The following is a 17673-nucleotide window of genomic DNA, read 5'->3' on the forward strand; positions in this document are numbered from 1 at the left end:
TATGGAAATTAATTATCCCATTGCCGGCCTGATCCTTCTAATCGCCATCATTGTAATAATACTCATGATAAAAAGGAATAGGAAGGATCAAAAGAACTTTGAAAAAGCAGTTAATGAGTCTGAAATTAAACCAGAGGAACATAAGGATATAGATCCGATATAGCTAGCTGCTTCTCAGCTTTAATTCAATGTGTTGTTTTTAGTTTATTTCATTCCAATATTAACTAACTTTAATCGCCTTTGTGTGTAAGCGGCCAGAGTTAATTTTTCTTGAATGAGAGCATATTTTTATACCCTGTCGAGGTTTTTGGCTGCGATACTTGTTGTCATATGCCTGCAAGGGTTGGTGCCTCCATTTCCGCTGATTCACTCTGAAAACTCTCTTGAAAAACAAACAATGATGCGCCCCGGCGCAGATGATACTGAGCAATATGTACCTTATCTGAAAGGTAAACGCATAGCAGTAGTTGCAAGCCCGGCTTCATTAGTTGGAAAAACACCACTCGTTGATAGCTTGCGGTCGCTAAATATCAATGTGGTTAAAATTTTCGGCTCGGAACATGGTTTCCGCGGAAATGCCAGTAACGGGGCAAAGGTTGAAGATGAAATTGATTCGAAGACCGGTATTCCAATAATTTCCCTTTATGGAAAAAAAATCAAACCCACTAAAGAAGATCTCGAAGGCATTGATCTCGTAACGTATGACATACAGGATGGTGGAGCGCGATTCTTTACGAAGTTAAGGACCCTTCATGAGGTGATGGAAGCCTGTGCTGAGAGTAATGTCGAGTTATTGATACTTGACCGTCCCAATCCAAATGCTTCTTATATTGATGGGCCAATACTGGAAATGGAGCACAAATCTGCTGTAGGGATGTTTCCTATACCGATAACCCATGGTATGACCCTTGCCGAAATGGCCCAGATGATAAATGGCGAAGGCTGGCTTGCAAATAAAGTTCAGTGCAAACTCAAGATTATAAAAAACACCAGTTATACCCATACTACACCATATACGCTCCCCGTGGGCCCGACACCCAACCTTAATACTCAGCAGGCTGTAATGCTTTACCCGTCGCTCTGTTTATTTGAAGGAACAGTTATTAGCCAGGGGCGCGGAACCAGGTTTCCATTTACCATGATAGGAGCACCTTCCCTAAAAGGTAAGTACGATTTTTCATTTACTCCAGTATCAATTCCAGGAATGAGCGAAGACCCGCCCCACAAGGACAAACCGTGTTTCGGTTTAGATTTTAGAACCTTCGATACTGGAACATTTGCAAAATCAGGGCAAATAAATATTGCATGGCTCATACAATTGTATGCCGATTATCCTCAAAAAGAGGAATTCTTTAAGCCATTTTTTGATCGTCTTGCCGGTACACGTAAGCTAAGAGAGCAAATCGTTGCGGGTGTGCCTGAGGCCGATATCAGGAAAAGCTGGGAGCCAGGCCTCGCAGCTTATAAACAGATGCGAAAAAAATACCTTATCTATCCTTAATAATTTCAATCTAAGCTACATTAAATGAACAAATTCCTTGGCAAACTTCTCCTTCTTTCCTTTGTGTTTTCAACTATCGGAAATACTGTTTTCAGTCAGACTCAACCTGGTAAAGGCTCTTCCGGATCACAATTTCTTTTCAACAATCAGGCTAAAGTCATACCATTACGGGCTCTTGCAGAGAGGAACATTTCAAGTATCAATACAGGTTTTGAGTTTTCGTCAGTTTTCGACAGTTTACTGAAGAAATATGCGGCAATTAAAAGTTTCAACACCCCGGCTTACCGAACAGATTCGCTTAACCTGGATAATCTTACGGGCGACTACCTCAAGTTTTACAACTGTTTAATAATTCAGGTTACGAGCCAGTCGCTAAAAGATCCGGACATATTACGATTTATCTCAGAAAATCAGAAGCGCAAGAACATTATAATTGCTGGCTTTGGAGAACTCAGTTCACTGAAAAGTCTTGATTTCATAACAGGACCTGTCGTTTGGAGTACGACATCAAACGTAGATGCTGCCAGCAGCGCAGCACAGTTGATCTTTGGAGGCATTGCTGCCAAAGGTACGTTGAGTAAAACTATCAGTGCAAAATATAAGGCTGGTTCTGGCTATGCAACAGCAAAAACTCGTCTCAGATATTCCTCTCCGGAAGCGGTAGGATTGAATTCGGCTGATTTGGATAGTATAGACTTGATTGCCGCAGAGGCAATACGGGAAAAGGCAACCCCAAGTGCGGTTGTAATGGTTATAAAAGACGGGAATGTCATTTTTAATAAAGCTTATGGCTCGCATACTTACGAAGGCACTGAAAAGACAAAACTAACTGACATATATGATCTGGCCTCTGTCACAAAGGTTTCTGCAACGACATTGTCGTCGATGAAACTTTACGAGCAAGGCAAGATCTCTTTAGATAAAACGGTGGGTGACTATATTCCAAACGCACGCAAGTCAAATAAGGAAGATTTAAAGGTCAGGGAGCTGCTGGCCCATCAGTCAGGTGTAACGGCAGTTTCCTTCTACCTGAAATTGAAACCAGAGGAGTATAGCAGTGATTCGTCACAGGCCTATCCTGTTAAAGTTGCCGACGATTATTATTTCAAATCAGGTTATTTTAAAGATATGTTCTGGCCGGCCTTCCTCAAAGCCCCTTTGCGCAACCGGGGCACTTATTTATACACCGATATGAATATGTATGTCATGAAGGAAATTGTGGAATGGCAATCAGGAACACCTATCGAAAAATATATCCAGGATCAGTTTTACAAACCTCTGGGAATGTATACGGCTGGTTATCTTCCAAGAAACCGATTTGAAAAAGATCAGATAGTTCCTACAGAAGACGAGGCAAATTTCCGGAGAAGCCTGTTGCACGGTTATGTTCACGATCCGGGAGCATCATTGTTAGGTGGAGTTTCCGGACATGCAGGTTTATTTTCGAGTGCGAATGACCTGGGAATATTATATCAAATGCTGCTTAACAAAGGAACTTATGGAGGCGACAGGTATTTGAGACCCGAAACGGTAAATCTTTTTACGTCAAAACAATCTGCGGTAAGCAGAAGGGCACTAGGATTTGATATGTATGATCCGGATACTACTAAAGCCTATCCTTCAAAACTTGCATCCCCAGGAACTTACGGCCATACAGGATTTACAGGAATTTGCGTATGGGTTGATCCAAAGTACAATTTAATCTATGTTTTCTTATCAAACCGCGTCCATCCAAAGATCACCGACAAACTTTATCAGTTAAATATCAGAAGCAGAATTCAGGATGTGATTTACCGGGCAGTGCAGAAGTAGGGCTTAAGTTTTAGGTATCAGGTTAGGGACAGTATCATCATGTCGGATAAAAAAGGCTCGTCAAGAAAGTTTATTTCATTTTCAATTGTTATAATAATTTCTGCGATCATTGGCTATTATGTGGGTAGGAATGGCGTACATTTCATACCCCCGGTGCCGAAATTAGTCAAGATGTGGATGATCGTACTTTTCATTCCAGCTTTTTTCCTCGTGATTGGAATTCATGAGGCAGGCCACGCCATCACAGGTATTCTTCAGAAATTTGATTTCAAGATGTATGTTGTTGGTCCGTTTATGTGGGAGAAAGAATCGGGGGGATGGAGATTCAAGTGGAATAAGAATGTAAATACAGCGGGGGGAATGGTAATATGTCTTCCAACTGGCAGCAATAATCTCGCAAATAGATTTTCATTATATGCGCTCGGCGGACCTTTTGCGAGCCTTTTGCTGACTATTACAGCGTATCTGCTATCTACAATGATCACATTTAAATATGGAAATTCGGAAACTTCCATAGGAGTAGCAAAATATTTTCTGCTTATGGTATCGATATTCTCATGCTTGATTATGCTTGTAACGATACTGCCTCTGCAAACAGGAGGTTTTTCTTCGGACGGCGGCCGTGCATTGCGCCTCCTTTCTGGCGGCGATCAGGCCAGATTTGAAGTTTTGACACTAAAAATTGTAAGCAGCTCAGCTGGCGGAATTCGCCCGTGCTTATTGGACAAATCTGAACTTGAGGAAGCCGAGCTGCTGGCGATGAAAACCGGTGCTGCTATGGGAGTGTACATTTCAGGGGTTCAGCACCAGGCGGAATTCGACGGTGGTTCACTGGACAAAGCAGAAGAATATTTGCTGACATACATTGAAAATGCGGATAAGATCCCTGATGGATTACGAAACAGCGTATGGCTTGATGCTGCTTTTTTCTATGCATTTGGACGGACGGATCTTGAAAAATCAACAATATTCTGGAACAAATTCCAGCCTTCAGCAATGCTCGCCAAAGCGCAGATCCTGGCTACTGAAGCATCAATTTTAGTTCTTAAAGCGCAAAATCCGGAGGCTTTGGAGAAGATCAGGGCCAGCCATGAAGAAATTCCGAATATGATGGATAAAGGTGTTGGAATTGCTCTAGTGGATAAGCTGAATGAGTTAGAGGGGAGAATTATCCATGTTTAAACCTCACTGATGTCTAAATAAATCAACCATGAATCGTATTTTACAACTGACAAGTTTGTTCTCTTTTATGTTTTCGGCAACAACTGTTTGCCAGCCAAAAGACATCATCTACGCCGGTACAAATTCGCTCCGGGGTAGCAAAGGAATTTATGTTCTAAAATTTGATCGCAAGGAGAATGAACTGAGGGAGATCCAAACAGTTAGTGGTGGGGAGAGTCCCAATTTTCTGGCTTTAGGCCCCGACCGTAAACGCCTTTACGCTGTTTACAGCAAGGGAACAATTTCTGATGGTAAAGGTAGCATTATGTCGTTTTCGATTGACGCGGCAACGGGGATGTTAACAAAGATCAATGAACAGTCGTCAGAAGGCGCAGGTCCGGCCCACGTCAGCATTGATCCTAAGGGTCGGTTTGCTTATGTGTCGAACTATAGTGCGGGCAATTTGGCAGTTTACCCGATCAATAAAGATGGAAGCCTTGAAAAAGCGAGCGATGTCATTCAGCATTTTGGAAAAAGCATTGTCTCGAGCCGGCAGGAAGGTCCCCATGTGCATTCTGCGATTCCCTCCAGAGATGGAAAATTTATCTACGTTTCCGACCTGGGTATCGATAAGATTATGATCTATGAGGTTAAAGACGACGGTAAACTTCTTCCTGCTTCCATACCTTTTGTTAATAGTCTTGCCGGCTCTGGTCCAAGGCATCTGGAAATACATCCAAATGGGAAATTTGCCTATTCTGCTGAGGAGCTCACATCAACAGTTTCATCTTACGGTATCAATAAAAAAACTGGCGCGCTTACACCACTTAAAAGAACGACGATGCTTCCGGAAGGCTTTACAGATAGGAACTCAGCTGCAGATATTCATTTTTCGCCGGATGGTGGGTTTTTGTATGCATCCAACCGCGGACATGAAAGCCTGGTGATTTATCAGGTTAATTCAAGTACCGGGGAAATAATTCTTGCCGGGCATCAAAACACGGGAGGGAAGCATCCCAGAAATTTCATGATTGATAACAAGGGTGAGTTTGTTTTGGTTGCTAACAGGGATACCGACAATGTAGTGATTTTCAGAAGGGATAAGAAAACAGGTCAGTTAATACCTGCCGGTCGGCAGTTAATGGTTCCTGCGGTCATTGCATTGCAGCAGTTATAAAAATTCAATGTATCCGAACATTCCCCACGCATAGCTGTTAAGTAGTTATGGAGGGTGTTATGAAACAGATGGATATTGAGCCTAGTTTAATAGTTGATATCGAGTTAAGCAATAGTGAATCTAACAGACTATTTAACGTTCTAAAGCCTGTAGTATTTGTAGATGATCGGCTTTTTTGCTGTTTGCTGGGTCCTGATCTGAGGTATGGCGTCAAAGGGTTTGGACACACACCGGAAGAAGCTATTGAGGACTGGGAAATAAGCGTTATGAAAAGGATTAAAAACCCATTTGAAAATGACGAGGTTGCTCAGTACCTCCATGCCAGTCTGAATACTAGTATGAATTATGCAGCTGCTGGCTGATTAATTTGAACGGGAATATATAATGGAATCTCCCAGTTCTATCTGAGAAATTAGCCTGGTTTCTGTTCCCGGGCTGATTTTGCTGACGATGCCTGGACGGATATACGTTAGATTGATTTCTTTATTGGATAACAATTCATTCAGCTTGTCAACTTTAAGCCCCTTAGTATTGCTTTTGCTGATGTAATGGATCCCCCTAATGCCCTGCAGACCAACTACAATGTCCTTCAAACCACCTTCACTCACGTTTACGACCTTCGCTGATATTTTCGTCTCATCATTCACCCGGCTGGAATACAGGCTTTGGGCGACAATGAAAATAACAATAGCGCTTGCAACAATCAGGGTCTGTTTGTAATTAGTACTCATTTTTAAGTTTTTCTTTATCTGCCATAATTTAGCTAATAAAGTTGACATTGAAAATTTTACCCCTATACAACTACTTTCATAAGGAATACCAATTTCAAAAAAAAGGATCCATACCTGGATCCTTTTTTATTAATTTTCCTTTGCTACCGGAGCTGGTTTTGCTTCCAGATCCTCTGAGGTGCCATCTTTAGCATCTTTAAATTCTTTCATGCCTCTTCCAAGGCCGCGCATCATTTCGGGAATCTTTTTTCCACCGAACATGAGTAATACAACTACCAAAATCAGAATGATTTCCGGGCCACCTAAACCTGCCATAATATTTTCTTTTTAGTTTTATTAAAGTTGAGAATAATTAGATTTAAACGTACAACATATATAAATATTTTACAAAGGGAATTGTGTCTGGTGTTTGAACTTTTTTTTGATTTTGATTACTTCGTGTATTTTATTGATAAATTCTAAATGATGGCTATTTTTTACCGGCCCCCCGGCAGCCGGCGTCATAATAGTTTTTGAACCGAAACGAAAATTAGTCTAAAAGATAGGTTTTCTCCGTACCTTCTCTGTATCTTCTCTGCCAACGACCCCATTTTAAGACCCGCCAGGCTAATATTTGGCAAAGAAGATACGCAGGAGAACACTAGAAGGTACTTAGCAGGCAAAATGGAGTGGTTTTAAAACAGTACTTAAGAGAGCCGCCAATCAGATACCCGAAGACTTTTCCATTCTAAGGCGATTTAATGGTCATAGGTTAATTTTTTAGTGGTTTAATGAGTTAGTTCCCACCGCGGAAAAAATTCAATTTCTGAAAGCTTCTGTTAACGGTGCATTTTTTAACCTTGCTGAGCTTGAAGATCTATTTCAGCTCAGCAAGTAGTTTCAAGAGACTTAGTGTATTTAATTACATACAACAGGATTAAAAGATTAAATGAAAATTAATAGTTATGACTGGGTATAACCAGTTTGAACCTTCGAACAAACGATCAATTCTGATGGCCTTTATAGTAAAAATCAAACTATTTAACCGGGACCATTGTTAGTTAGTTAAGTTGGTGAGATATCTCGTCAAGGAATCACTTTGTAATGAAAAATCTGAAATATATTCTGCTTCTGATTGTTACCGCTTCAATGGCTTGTAACTCCTCGAAATCCGGGAGAACGCCGAAGGTGCCGAAACGAGAAGTGCCCATTGCGATCAATATAAAAGCTCAGAACAATGCGACAATTAATTTTGTCAATACAGATTATTTTGCGCTCCAGCTGGTGCAGGATCTCGATCAGTTTCAGGAGGTGAACTTCTCACTTGTCGGTGCTGAAGACAATCCGGAGGTTGTGTTGAATTTAGATATCAGCAGCTTTACCCTTTGGCCCCGTGACGAAAGGATGGTGAGAAGGCGGGTAAGCCGCAGTGTTCCTGTTGGCACTGATGCCGCCGGTAAACCTATTTACCAGACAGTTACCGCAAGCGTGGATATTGTTCAGGTACAACGCCGGTCAAATGCCAGGTTTGTTACGAATCTTACTGTTAAGGGAACACCGGGTTTGAAATTTCAAAGGACCTTTGTACCCAACTATAATTATGTACACACCTATGTCGACAACGTACAAGGCGATCCGCGAGCTCTTGATCCCGGCGTGATGACAAGGGGAATTGAAATGGAGCCTCTGGAGAATGATTATCTCCTGATATTGGCACGTCAGGAAATGGTACGGAGGATATCAACCGAACTTCGTAAGTATTACGACGCACAGGCCAAACCTGCTCAGTAATATTTCAGGTATATAATCGAATTAACGAAATTTTGTACTGCCAAGGCTTACATTTGGGGATTGAAAAGAATTATGGCCGCAATTCGATACCTGTTTGTTTTTAGTTTATTATTTGTAGCGCTAAGCGTGAGTGGGCAGACCGCTGCATTTATCGGAACTTCTGAAGAATTTATCCTGGAAAATGTGAAGGACTATGCATCCGTCCAGCAGCGAAGTATCGAACATGAAGAATTTGATGTGCTGGTATTTGGCGACAAAAACCGCGAATTATCGTTTTATTTCACGTTTTATAAAGGTGCAAAAGTATGCGCTTACATCAAACATGACGCGCCTATGCCTGCTTTGAAAGAAGAGATAGATTCGATTAAGTCGAGTATGATCCAGGTAAAAGATAATATTTGGCAAAATGCCGATAAGTCGGTCCAGGCAGAAATTGCCGGCTCACAAGAAAGGGCACTAATATTTATTAAGGCTGTCAGATAATTCTGGTCTTTTACAGAAATTCACCAGTAAAAAGGTTTATGCCGAATAGGGAAGGCTAAACGTGTATTTTATCACTTCGGATTCTCCTGAAACCATGACTTTTCCACCGGATCTCTCAGCCAAGTTTTGAGCAAGATCAAGTACTCGTTTAATTAAAGTTTTACTTGTACTATTGCTTGGCGTTGTTCCTCCTGTCACTTCAATATTTAATTTATTTTGAAGGGGTTGAACGTCAACATCTGTTACAACCTTCAGAGTCTCACCGGAAGGCAGGAGATTTATGGCGGTAGAGATCAGGGTGCCAGCAATTTGCAATACACTACTCTTAGGTATAGGAAATAAATTCTTGTAAGCCTGACTCTCGAATTCGAGTTGAATTTTCTTGTTTTCAGCCAGGGGAACATAGAGCTTCTCCAATTTTCCTTTTAATATATTCATGTTGAACTCTTCATTTGGAGAAATATTAGCTTCTTCAGTTTCGTCGATCAGCACATGGTTCGTTATGCTCAGGATCAGCTGGCTGCTTTCATTGATTAGTGAAATATACTCAATTGTATTTTCTTTAGGCTCGCATTCCTGTTCAAGGAGTATTTCTGTAATTCCGATAATCCCTGCCAGCGGATCCCTCACATCCTGAGCTATTTTCTTCTGCCTGGTGTTGGCAGTTGATAATTCGCTTTTGAGGTCTGCCATAGCATGGTATTGCTTTAACTTGTTAACAACCTCACTGGCAAGAAGCTTCAGAATCTCAATTTTATCCGGGCTGATAGTTTTGAGTTCAGGGTCGAGTACACAAAGTGCTCCAATATTTACACCCTGCTTGGTGGTAAGAGGAATACCAAAATAATATTTAAGGTTAGGTGAGCCACTGACATAGTATCGATCCTTAAATCGGTCGTCTTTCGAAAGGTCTGCAACTTCAAAGCTGCTGTCTTCCATTATTGTATACTGGCAAACAGATTCTTCTCTAGGCATTGAGTCCACATCCAAACCATGCTTTGCAACAGTCCATTGCGTATATGGATCAATCAGGTTGATAAGGGAAACATCCATTCCAGACACTTTTGAAGCAACAGCGACTATATCTTCAAAGTCGTTTTTCAGGTCTGTGTAATCTAAGTCTAATTTTGCAAGGTTCAATAACCTTTCAACTTCGTTTTCCGGAATAGGACTGTTACTCATCAAGTTTATTTATACCGTAAATATAAAACTTCGTCGCTAATTTCTATTTAAAAAACTCGACGATAATGTGCATAGGTCTTTAATAAGCCTTATATTTGTTCTATAGCGAAAGCTTTTAATATATCTACAACCGTCTTGATCTTTTTACGTATAACCGGAAACTTATTTAGTAGCTGAAATGAAGATTTTGATAGCCGAAGACGACGAATTGATGCTGAGAACTTTAGAGTTTCGTTTGAAAAAGGACGGACATACTATTTTTATGGCAAGAGACGGACGGGAAGCGTTGGAACAAATTGATTCAAAGTTGCCAGACCTGGTAATTACCGATATCATGATGCCCTATTCCTCGGGGATGGAGATCGTAGGGTTTTTAAAGCAAAAATATAATAACGAAATTAAGGTTATCATTTTATCCGGAATGGGGCAGGAGAATGTCATATTAGAAGCTTTTCGCTTGGGCGCTGATGATTATATTACAAAACCATTCAGTCCGAACGAGCTGTCAGTCAGGGTAAATCGGTTTTTAGCCGGAATGAAAAATACTGCTTAGAATTTTCCGGTTTGATTAAGATTGGGATGAACAACTTTTCGGATTCCTTTTCCGGGCTGTCTGGCCTCGGCATCATCACTATTATTTTCACAATCTCCATAATTGCACTTGGTTTCTATATCCTGACATACCTTTTTATTGTTAATAAACGCGACTCAAAGTTGGAGCGGTGGAAGTTTCTTGCCGATACGCTCATCCGGAATGCGATTTTTTTTGAAGAGGACCAAAGTGCATCATCTGCAACATCGCTTTTAAAGGTATTAGAGGTCAATATTTTTCCAATACCTGAACGGGTAAAAAAGATTCTTCCTGATCCTCATTTTCGTCAGCTGATGATGAGAGAGTTAATTGCCGCCAAGCAAAATATGACCGGTGCGGCCTCAGTGAACTTAAAAAATCTGTTCAGGCAGTTAGAACTTGACCAGGACGCTTTAGAAATGGTCAGGAGCAATTCATGGTATTTGAAGGCTTCGGGTATACAATACCTGGGGATTATGGAAATGGCTGAGCATAAAAACCTCGTAATGCCTTTTACAAATAGCAAAAGTGGCTTGGTCAGGGTTGAGGCTCAGAATGCAATCTTGAAGTTTAGTGGCTTCGATGGCCTGCGGTTTCTGGACGACGCCTCATTTCCGATCACCGAGTGGCAACAGATCAAAATCCTTGAAGAGCTCGCACAGCTCCCGACGGAACATTTCACCGGAATTGAAAAGTGGTTAAAATCTTCAAATGATACAGTCGTAATTTTCGCGTTAAAACTCGCTCGGAATTACTTCAGATTTGAACTGTATGATCATGTTATAAGCTGTCTGAACCATGCTAATCCGGAAGTAAGGTATAATGCCATACTTGCAGCTAAACAATTACAGACAGAAACCACAGCTTCAGACATTCTTAAATTTTATGAGTTTGATACTGAGAGAAACCAGCTGGCAATTATACGGGTACTGGAAGACCTCCGTTCTGAAAATAACCTTCCATTTTTGCTGAATGTATTCCTGGAAGAGAGCAACCAGCTTAAAATTGCGGCTGCAAAAGCTATTGTTGCTATAGAGAATGGTGTCGAGCAACTGGAATTGCAGATTAGCTCGAACCAATATCCATACAACGAAATTATTCGACAGGTTAAAACGGAACGGAAATGAGTTGGGATTTGATCATATCGGATATCATCACTTATGGACTGTTGTCATACTCTTTCTTTTTATTGGGAGGATACATCTTTATTGGTATTTACTCGATCGGAGTTGTAAAGAAATACCGTCATAAGAACAGTTTTACTAATTACAGATTGCTCGCCGGTTCTACCCAAACTCCCGGCATAAGCGTGCTTGCACCTGCATACAATGAAGGTGCAAATATCATTGAAAACGTAAGGTCCCTCTTATCGATCCACTATAATAACATGGAAGTGATTATTATAAATGATGGGAGTAAGGACAATTCTATGGAAAAGCTGATTAAGGTCTATGACCTTTATAAAGCTGATTTTTTCGTTGACCAACAGATTGCTACCAAACCCGTTAGGGGCGTTTACCGCAGCCGTAATTTCATTTACAGTAAGCTGATAGTAGTGGATAAGGTAAACGGCGGAAAAGCTGATGCATTGAATGTGGGGGTTAATATTGCTTCAAACGATTATGTAGTTTGTATTGATGTCGATTGTATACTTGAACAGGACGCTCTTTTAAAGCTCATCAAACCTTTTCTCGAATCGCCGGTGAAACGGGTAATCGCTACAGGAGGTGTTGTAAGAATTGCAAATGGTTGTGAGATCGCCAACGGAAGGCTCATTAAGATACATCTTCCTGATAAGTTTCTTCCAAGAGTTCAAACGCTAGAGTATATCAGGGCTTTTTTACTGGGGCGTATGGCATGGGCCCGTTTGAATGGCCTGATGCTTATTTCGGGAGCATTTGGAGCATTTGATAAAGAGATCGTTATAAAGTGCGGCGGATATGACCATAAGACTGTAGGTGAGGATATGGAGCTTATTGTACGGATGCGCCGGTATATGGAAGAGCGCAATTTGCCCTACAAGGTTGCGTTCATCCCCGACCCGCTATGTTGGACAGAGGCGCCCGAATCGTATAAAATATTAGGTCGGCAGCGCAACCGATGGACCCGCGGAACAATCGAAACTTTGAAATTTCACCGAATTATGTTCTTCAACCCAAAGTATGGGATTATGGGCATGTTTAGTTACCCTTATTGGTTCTTCTTTGAATTTCTTGCTCCGCTTGTTGAATTTGGTGGATTTTTATACTTCCTTTTTTGCGTGTTAACCGGGCATATGGACTGGGGCTTCTTTTTTTCGCTTCTTGCCCTTATCTATACATTCGGTGTACTGTATTCCATCTTTGCTATTTTGATGGAAGTCTTGTCATACAATCAGTACAGGTCGCGAAAAGATATTTTGAGCCTCCTGCTTACTGCGGTGGTAGAACCGATTCTTTTCCATCCATTTGTCGTTTGGTCGGCGGTTAAAGGCAATATCGATTTGCTCAGGAAAAAGAATTCCTGGGGAGAAATGACCAGGACAGGATTTTCACCACAAGGCCAGACCCAGCCGGTGGCTGACGCTCCGCCATCTGCAGTTGATGAAATACCAGCACAAACTGTAATTGCTGAGAATCAGCCGCCGGTGTTCACCCCATATATTGACACACCTGATACGTTGACTCCACCCCAACCTGTAGACGGAAAGGAGGAAGAGATGGAACCTGAAATCGTGGAAAATACTCATCCACCAAGCACGGGTGAAAAATGGCTTTTTCTTGAACCGTTAAGATATTTTACGGGGATTATGTTTATTGCGCTGTTATTTATTGTTGCTTTTAGACTTATAGAAATTTTTGCCATCGGTTTAAGTAAAGACTTACCATTGGATTATTCCAGGATATTAAGCTGGGGCTTATGGTCAGATCTTGCGTTTTGGTTAAAGATTTTCGTACCATTTTTTATCATCTATATCCTGGTTCACCTGCTGTCAACCCGATTTGCCAGGCATGCATTGAAAGCAATTATTGTAAGCTTTTTTGTGGTTCATGCGGGTTTATCAATCTATTACAATACATCTCTCGCATTGGCCGGAGCTGATATTTTTAGTTATTCCAGAAACGATATTGTTCAAACGGTTGGCGCTTCGGGAGACTTAAATTTTGTGAATGTTATTCTGATGCTGATACTGATAATTATAATCACTATTGCATTGAATTTTGGTTCAAGACGCTGGAAGCCCGGCCAAATTTTTTCATTGTTTATTACTTGTATTTCAGTGCTGTTCACTATTGCGGGATATCCTGAAATATTTAACAGGCCTGCATTTATTTCGAACTTTGAAAGTGATCTCGCCGTCAACAAATCTGATTATTTCTTTAAGGCCACCTATTCTTACTTGTTACCTAATACTGTCGAAAATGATATTTATGCTGAAAGCTATATTGGGGATTACCAGGGTGACAGTAGATCGATTCAGTTTTCCTATGTCGACGAACAGCAATTCCCATTCTTACATGATGAAGCTGCTGAAGATGTCCTTTCACCGTTTTTTGAGCCCCAGGCAAAAGCGCCAAATATTGTAGTCATCTTGATGGAGGGCCTGGGGCGGGCGTATTCAAATGAAGGGGCATACCTGGGTAGTTTTACGCCATTCTTAGATTCCTTGTCTGGGAACAGTCTCTATTGGGAGAATTTTCTGAGCCAGGGGGGGCGTACCTTTGCCGTCTTACCGTCCTTGCTGGGTTCGCTGCCATTTGCCAAAAACGGATTCCTGGAATTGGGCGAACAAATGCCAGATCAGCTTTCACTATTGAACCTGCTGAAGGCAAATGGATATCAAACTTCTTTCCACTACGGAGGAATCAGTGAGTTTGATAATATGAATATGTATCTGCGAAAGAACTCGGTCGACAAAATTCTGGATCAAAATACTTTTCCTTCCTCATATACAAAACTTCCTTCTGTTAATGGATTTACCTGGGGTTATAACGATAAGGAGCTCTTCCGTCACTATTTAGCAACTAATGTGCCCTTGGAAATTAAGCCTAATTTCGATGTCATCCTAACGGTGTCGACTCACAATCCATTTGTTATTAATGAATCTGAAAAATATGTGAAAATGTTTGAAGAGAGGCTGCAGAGTCTTTCATTGACAGATGCTGAAAAGAGCAGGTACCGGAATAATTACCGTGATCAGTTTGCAAGCATCATATATGCAGACGATGCCCTTCGTGGATTTATTAAAAATTATTCCAGCAGGCCTGATTATGCTAATACAATATTTATTATTACGGGTGATCACCGTATGCCTGAAATACCGATGAGAACTAAGATTGATCGCTACCATGTTCCCCTGGTCATTTTCTCTCCATTATTGAAAAGGACCGCAAAAATTTCATCGGTATCGACACACTTCGATCTTGCACCAAGCATTCTGGCGTATTTGAAGGCTAACCACCAAATAAACTTGCCAAAGCAGAGCAGTTGGATTGGCCAGGGGCTAGACACCACCAGAAGTTTTCAAAACATTCATGCTGTACCGTTCATTCAAAATAAATCAGATATACTTGATTATATTATGGGCGAATACCATCTCAACGGCAATGATCTTTTCAAGCTGTCATCAGATATGAACGAAGTTTTGGTTGAGGATCCTCAAATGAAAGAACAGCTGATTAATGCGTTTAACCAATTCAAAAAGCGTAATTCACTTATTACAGGCGGCAAAAAAATTATTCCCGATTCAATTTACCGGAAGTATACGTCACCCAACTAATTTACTTTTGTCCGCGAGTATTCCTTCAGGATGTTAGTAACCATTGGCCGGTAGAACTTCCAGAAAAAGGATGAACGTTCAGAAGGATCATTTTCATCATAGAAAAATGACTTGAAAACACCTATACCCTTAAAGTAGGAGGCAGTCAATGGGACCGGATTGTCGCAAAAGTCACCAGAGAAATAATAGAAAGAGTAATCACTGCCCTTGTGGTATGTAACTGCGGGAAATATAGACGGTAAACCCCATTTAGCAAGTTCTGCAGCACCCTCTCGATTTACATTTAAATTAAACACAGCAGCTGTCTGGTTCACTTGCGGGTCTGTATTAATTACATCGAACCAAAAAGGATATTTCATTGCGGCAGGCAGACTGAGGACTTCACGTCCGTACTTTTTGCTGAATATTTGCGGCATGGGATTGATAAGGTGCTTTTTATCCTCAAGTATAATCACCTGATCGTTGAGGCTAACAAAGGCAATTCCGGAATTTTTAAATGGCCATTGGTTATTGTGCATCTTTTTATAATCGTTAATAAGCCACCTTGGAATTTCCTTATTTGCTGCGGTGTCTAATTTGTCAAAAAAGCGGGCAGTCCACCCGCTCCATTTGATGCCGAAGGTCTTTTCGAATGTCTCGCGACAAGTGCTGTCTGTTGGAGAACCAATGGTGTTAAATTCTGCCATGATCAGTTTCTTTCTGGCTTTCATTAACAAGAGGAATTGCATGTCCTGTTTACTTAACCCACCATATAATTTCCCGGACCGCTCACTGACATTCTTTCCGGTATACCATTCATTATTAAATATCCCATAAGTGTCTGTGACATATACCAGATCAGCATCATTACTAAGTTGTGCCAATTGGGCTGATGAAAATCGTTCGAGACCTTTTAACTGGTATTTTTCATTTTTTAAAGGGAAGAAGCCATAATAGTCGCGATCAATTTTATATGACCTGGACGGAGTTTTTGTAAGCCGCTCGTGATTTAAGATCCAGTTTAGGGATATGTGTTCCTGTCCGGCGGTAGTTAAAACAGTTTTATCAATGATGGCTGCTACAAGATTTGTTTTAGGCGTAAGAAGCCAGGCCAGCCACATTAACACTGGAATCGATATGATTAGTATAAATATGCCTGCGATCCACTTCTTGAGCATATCAGAACCTTTTTACAAATCCCAGTCCCAATTCAATTTGATTGCCCCTTGTATCCTTAAGATATTCCTGATTTTCTAAAGAAGCTTTTGCAAAGAAGATATTCGTGGCATTGAATGACTTCCTGAAACCAATGGAGCCGCTGGTTGACTTGAGCTTATAGGTATTTCCATTATTATAGAGGATATTGTTCCGTTGGTTATCAGGGGAAAGTCCGGAACCGGCTGTAAAGCTTAAATAATCATCTGCCCCACCGAAATAATATCGGGTGGTAAACGATATAGATTGGGAAAGGGAGTTATTAGAAGGCGTAAGGTACGTGCGGAGATTAAACCAGTAGCTTTTGTAATACTTCCCTACGGCTAAGGTATAAATCCATGTTTTTGTTCCAAAATCGAGCATTCTAAATCCAGCATCGGCTTCGAATGCCGAAGGGAGGTTGGCGTACAGGGAAAATCCTGCTCTGTAACTTGGGAAAATACTTGATTTCGAATATCCTCCGCTTATGTAAGAGTAAAATGTTTTGGAGATTCGGGGATAAGCATCTATCTCAAATTGTGTACCGTTAGTCTTGAAACGATTTGCAAAATTCGCTCTGAAACTGACTGATCCTATGCCGGTTTGTCTTGTATAATCAATGCTGCCTAAGTGCCATGGGTCGGCGAATTGCTTGTCGAAACTCACGTAATCATACCCGACCCCAATTTTATTTTTTTGCCCAAAGTCACCGATCTTTCCAGCAAGCGCGCGAGCTTCACCCAGCTTTGGGTTGATTTTTAACAAGGTATTTAATGTTAGGTTTGCCTCTTTGAATTGTTTCAGATCATCCAGGATCTTCGTTTTCAATAAAAGCAGATCCTGTGATTTTTCGTGAAACTTTAAACCTTCTTCAGTAATTTTCAAAGCCGTCTCAGGACTTTTATTCCAGTATTCCAGGTAGCCATAGGCCAATGATGCGTCTTCATGCCCTGGATTTTTATCCAGAACTTTCTTGAATTCGATTCTTGCGCTATCCACTTTATCAGTCCACGTATATAAACGGCCAAGAAAGATTCGGATATCAGCATAATCAGGGCTTATGGTCAGTGCCTGCTTTGTGAGTGCAATTGCGTCAGGGTAATTCTTGTCGTCAAATGCAAGTTTTCGGGCATTTTGGAAAAGATCATCTGATGAGAGCTGGTTTTGGGCTGATAGGTCAAGCGAAAAACAAATTAAACCAATCAACATTGCCGCCACTACTTTGAAACAATTATTCATTTTCTTAATGGTTTAATTTTTGGTAAAGCGCCTCTCCGTTGCTTAAAGTTACAATTTTCAGAAGCCGTGATTGGGTGTAAGATAAAAACATACACATGATTTGTAAAATTAATC

16 protein-coding genes are annotated in these 17673 nt (G+C 41.0%); 11 read left to right on the forward strand and 5 right to left on the reverse strand.

Annotated features, from left to right (window positions below):
• The first annotated feature begins 1 nt into the window (after position 1).
• The 6 genes from B5X60_RS18205 (at position 2) to B5X60_RS02100 (ending at position 6013) form a co-directional block, all read left to right on the forward strand.
• The gene (locus B5X60_RS18205) at positions 2-163 is read left to right on the forward strand and encodes a hypothetical protein (RefSeq protein ID WP_170878356.1); all 162 of its coding nucleotides are present in this window, start codon (positions 2-4) and stop codon (positions 161-163) included.
• Positions 164-274: 111 nt separating this feature from the next.
• Positions 275-1501 carry an exo-beta-N-acetylmuramidase NamZ family protein gene (locus B5X60_RS02080; protein WP_079700931.1) on the forward strand — a complete coding sequence of 409 codons (1227 nt, stop codon included), beginning with the start codon at positions 275-277 and terminating at the stop codon, positions 1499-1501.
• Between the two features lie 24 nt (positions 1502-1525).
• Positions 1526-3313: a serine hydrolase domain-containing protein gene (locus B5X60_RS02085; RefSeq protein WP_079700933.1), complete on the forward strand. Its 1788-nt coding sequence runs from the start codon at positions 1526-1528 to the stop codon at positions 3311-3313.
• Positions 3314-3352: 39 nt separating this feature from the next.
• Positions 3353-4495 carry a M50 family metallopeptidase gene (locus B5X60_RS02090; protein WP_079700935.1) on the forward strand — a complete coding sequence of 381 codons (1143 nt, stop codon included), beginning with the start codon at positions 3353-3355 and terminating at the stop codon, positions 4493-4495.
• A gap of 28 nt (positions 4496-4523) precedes the next feature.
• Positions 4524-5651, forward strand: a complete 1128-nt coding sequence (locus tag B5X60_RS02095) for a lactonase family protein (RefSeq protein ID WP_221406188.1) — start codon at positions 4524-4526, stop codon at positions 5649-5651.
• Positions 5652-5710: 59 nt separating this feature from the next.
• Positions 5711-6013 carry a hypothetical protein gene (locus B5X60_RS02100; RefSeq protein ID WP_221406189.1) on the forward strand — a complete coding sequence of 101 codons (303 nt, stop codon included), beginning with the start codon at positions 5711-5713 and terminating at the stop codon, positions 6011-6013.
• Here B5X60_RS02100 and B5X60_RS02105 read toward each other — a convergent pair whose 3' ends face one another.
• Together B5X60_RS02105 and B5X60_RS02110 are read right to left on the reverse strand one after the other, a co-directional pair.
• Positions 6014-6430 (reverse strand): hypothetical protein, encoded by a 417-nt coding sequence (locus B5X60_RS02105; RefSeq protein ID WP_079700941.1) that lies wholly within the window; start codon positions 6428-6430, stop codon positions 6014-6016.
• Positions 6431-6511: 81 nt separating this feature from the next.
• A complete protein-coding gene (locus B5X60_RS02110; protein ID WP_079700943.1) occupies positions 6512-6697 on the reverse strand; it encodes a Sec-independent protein translocase subunit TatA/TatB in 186 nt (61 codons plus the stop codon).
• Positions 6698-7465: 768 nt separating this feature from the next.
• Between B5X60_RS02110 and B5X60_RS02115 the strand changes: the two genes are divergently transcribed.
• Both B5X60_RS02115 and B5X60_RS02120 read left to right on the forward strand, forming a co-directional pair.
• Positions 7466-8152 carry a hypothetical protein gene (locus tag B5X60_RS02115; protein ID WP_079700945.1) on the forward strand — a complete coding sequence of 229 codons (687 nt, stop codon included), beginning with the start codon at positions 7466-7468 and terminating at the stop codon, positions 8150-8152.
• Between the two features lie 72 nt (positions 8153-8224).
• Positions 8225-8635 carry a hypothetical protein gene (locus B5X60_RS02120; protein WP_079700947.1) on the forward strand — a complete coding sequence of 137 codons (411 nt, stop codon included), beginning with the start codon at positions 8225-8227 and terminating at the stop codon, positions 8633-8635.
• A 36-nt stretch (positions 8636-8671) separates the two neighbouring features.
• Here B5X60_RS02120 and B5X60_RS02125 read toward each other — a convergent pair whose 3' ends face one another.
• Positions 8672-9817 carry a sensor histidine kinase gene (locus B5X60_RS02125; RefSeq protein ID WP_079700949.1) on the reverse strand — a complete coding sequence of 382 codons (1146 nt, stop codon included), beginning with the start codon at positions 9815-9817 and terminating at the stop codon, positions 8672-8674.
• A 178-nt stretch (positions 9818-9995) separates the two neighbouring features.
• Between B5X60_RS02125 and B5X60_RS02130 the strand changes: the two genes are divergently transcribed.
• Genes B5X60_RS02130 through B5X60_RS18210 form a run of 3 tightly spaced genes read left to right on the forward strand, consistent with a single transcriptional unit; the run spans position 9996 to position 15147 of the window.
• Positions 9996-10370 carry a response regulator transcription factor gene (locus B5X60_RS02130; RefSeq protein WP_079700950.1) on the forward strand — a complete coding sequence of 125 codons (375 nt, stop codon included), beginning with the start codon at positions 9996-9998 and terminating at the stop codon, positions 10368-10370.
• 26 nt (positions 10371-10396) lie between these two features.
• Entirely contained in the window at positions 10397-11515 is a 1119-nt protein-coding gene (locus B5X60_RS02135; RefSeq protein ID WP_079700951.1) for a HEAT repeat domain-containing protein, read from the forward strand.
• Entirely contained in the window at positions 11512-15147 is a 3636-nt protein-coding gene (locus tag B5X60_RS18210) for a sulfatase-like hydrolase/transferase (protein WP_170878357.1), read from the forward strand. The genes B5X60_RS02135 and B5X60_RS18210 overlap by 4 nt, the downstream gene beginning before the upstream one ends.
• On the opposite strand, the gene B5X60_RS02150 is transcribed toward B5X60_RS18210, so the two are convergent.
• Positions 15144-16304: a hypothetical protein gene (locus B5X60_RS02150; RefSeq protein ID WP_079700952.1), complete on the reverse strand. Its 1161-nt coding sequence runs from the start codon at positions 16302-16304 to the stop codon at positions 15144-15146. The genes B5X60_RS18210 and B5X60_RS02150 overlap by 4 nt on opposite strands.
• Before the next feature lies 1 nt (position 16305).
• Positions 16306-17559 (reverse strand): YaiO family outer membrane beta-barrel protein, encoded by a 1254-nt coding sequence (locus tag B5X60_RS02155; protein WP_079700954.1) that lies wholly within the window; start codon positions 17557-17559, stop codon positions 16306-16308.
• Between the last annotated feature and the right edge of the window lie 114 nt (positions 17560-17673).

Source organism: Daejeonella lutea, from assembly GCF_900168015.1.
Lineage (GTDB): Bacteria > Bacteroidota > Bacteroidia > Sphingobacteriales > Sphingobacteriaceae > Daejeonella > Daejeonella lutea.

Coding starts and splice junctions, on each gene's coding strand:
- B5X60_RS02100 (WP_221406189.1), top strand. CDS start 5,711: ATGAAACAGATGGATATTGAGCCTAGTTTAATAGTTGATATCGAGTTA.
- B5X60_RS02095 (WP_221406188.1), top strand. CDS start 4,524: ATGAATCGTATTTTACAACTGACAAGTTTGTTCTCTTTTATGTTTTCG.
- B5X60_RS02130 (WP_079700950.1), top strand. CDS start 9,996: ATGAAGATTTTGATAGCCGAAGACGACGAATTGATGCTGAGAACTTTA.
- B5X60_RS02150 (WP_079700952.1), bottom strand. CDS start 16,304: ATGCTCAAGAAGTGGATCGCAGGCATATTTATACTAATCATATCGATT.
- B5X60_RS02105 (WP_079700941.1), bottom strand. CDS start 6,430: ATGTCAACTTTATTAGCTAAATTATGGCAGATAAAGAAAAACTTAAAA.
- B5X60_RS02135 (WP_079700951.1), top strand. CDS start 10,397: ATGAACAACTTTTCGGATTCCTTTTCCGGGCTGTCTGGCCTCGGCATC.
- B5X60_RS02125 (WP_079700949.1), bottom strand. CDS start 9,817: ATGAGTAACAGTCCTATTCCGGAAAACGAAGTTGAAAGGTTATTGAAC.
- B5X60_RS02110 (WP_079700943.1), bottom strand. CDS start 6,697: ATGGCAGGTTTAGGTGGCCCGGAAATCATTCTGATTTTGGTAGTTGTA.
- B5X60_RS18205 (WP_170878356.1), top strand. CDS start 2: ATGGAAATTAATTATCCCATTGCCGGCCTGATCCTTCTAATCGCCATC.
- B5X60_RS02080 (WP_079700931.1), top strand. CDS start 275: ATGAGAGCATATTTTTATACCCTGTCGAGGTTTTTGGCTGCGATACTT.
- B5X60_RS02115 (WP_079700945.1), top strand. CDS start 7,466: ATGAAAAATCTGAAATATATTCTGCTTCTGATTGTTACCGCTTCAATG.
- B5X60_RS02155 (WP_079700954.1), bottom strand. CDS start 17,559: ATGAATAATTGTTTCAAAGTAGTGGCGGCAATGTTGATTGGTTTAATT.
- B5X60_RS18210 (WP_170878357.1), top strand. CDS start 11,512: ATGAGTTGGGATTTGATCATATCGGATATCATCACTTATGGACTGTTG.
- B5X60_RS02085 (WP_079700933.1), top strand. CDS start 1,526: ATGAACAAATTCCTTGGCAAACTTCTCCTTCTTTCCTTTGTGTTTTCA.
- B5X60_RS02120 (WP_079700947.1), top strand. CDS start 8,225: ATGGCCGCAATTCGATACCTGTTTGTTTTTAGTTTATTATTTGTAGCG.
- B5X60_RS02090 (WP_079700935.1), top strand. CDS start 3,353: ATGTCGGATAAAAAAGGCTCGTCAAGAAAGTTTATTTCATTTTCAATT.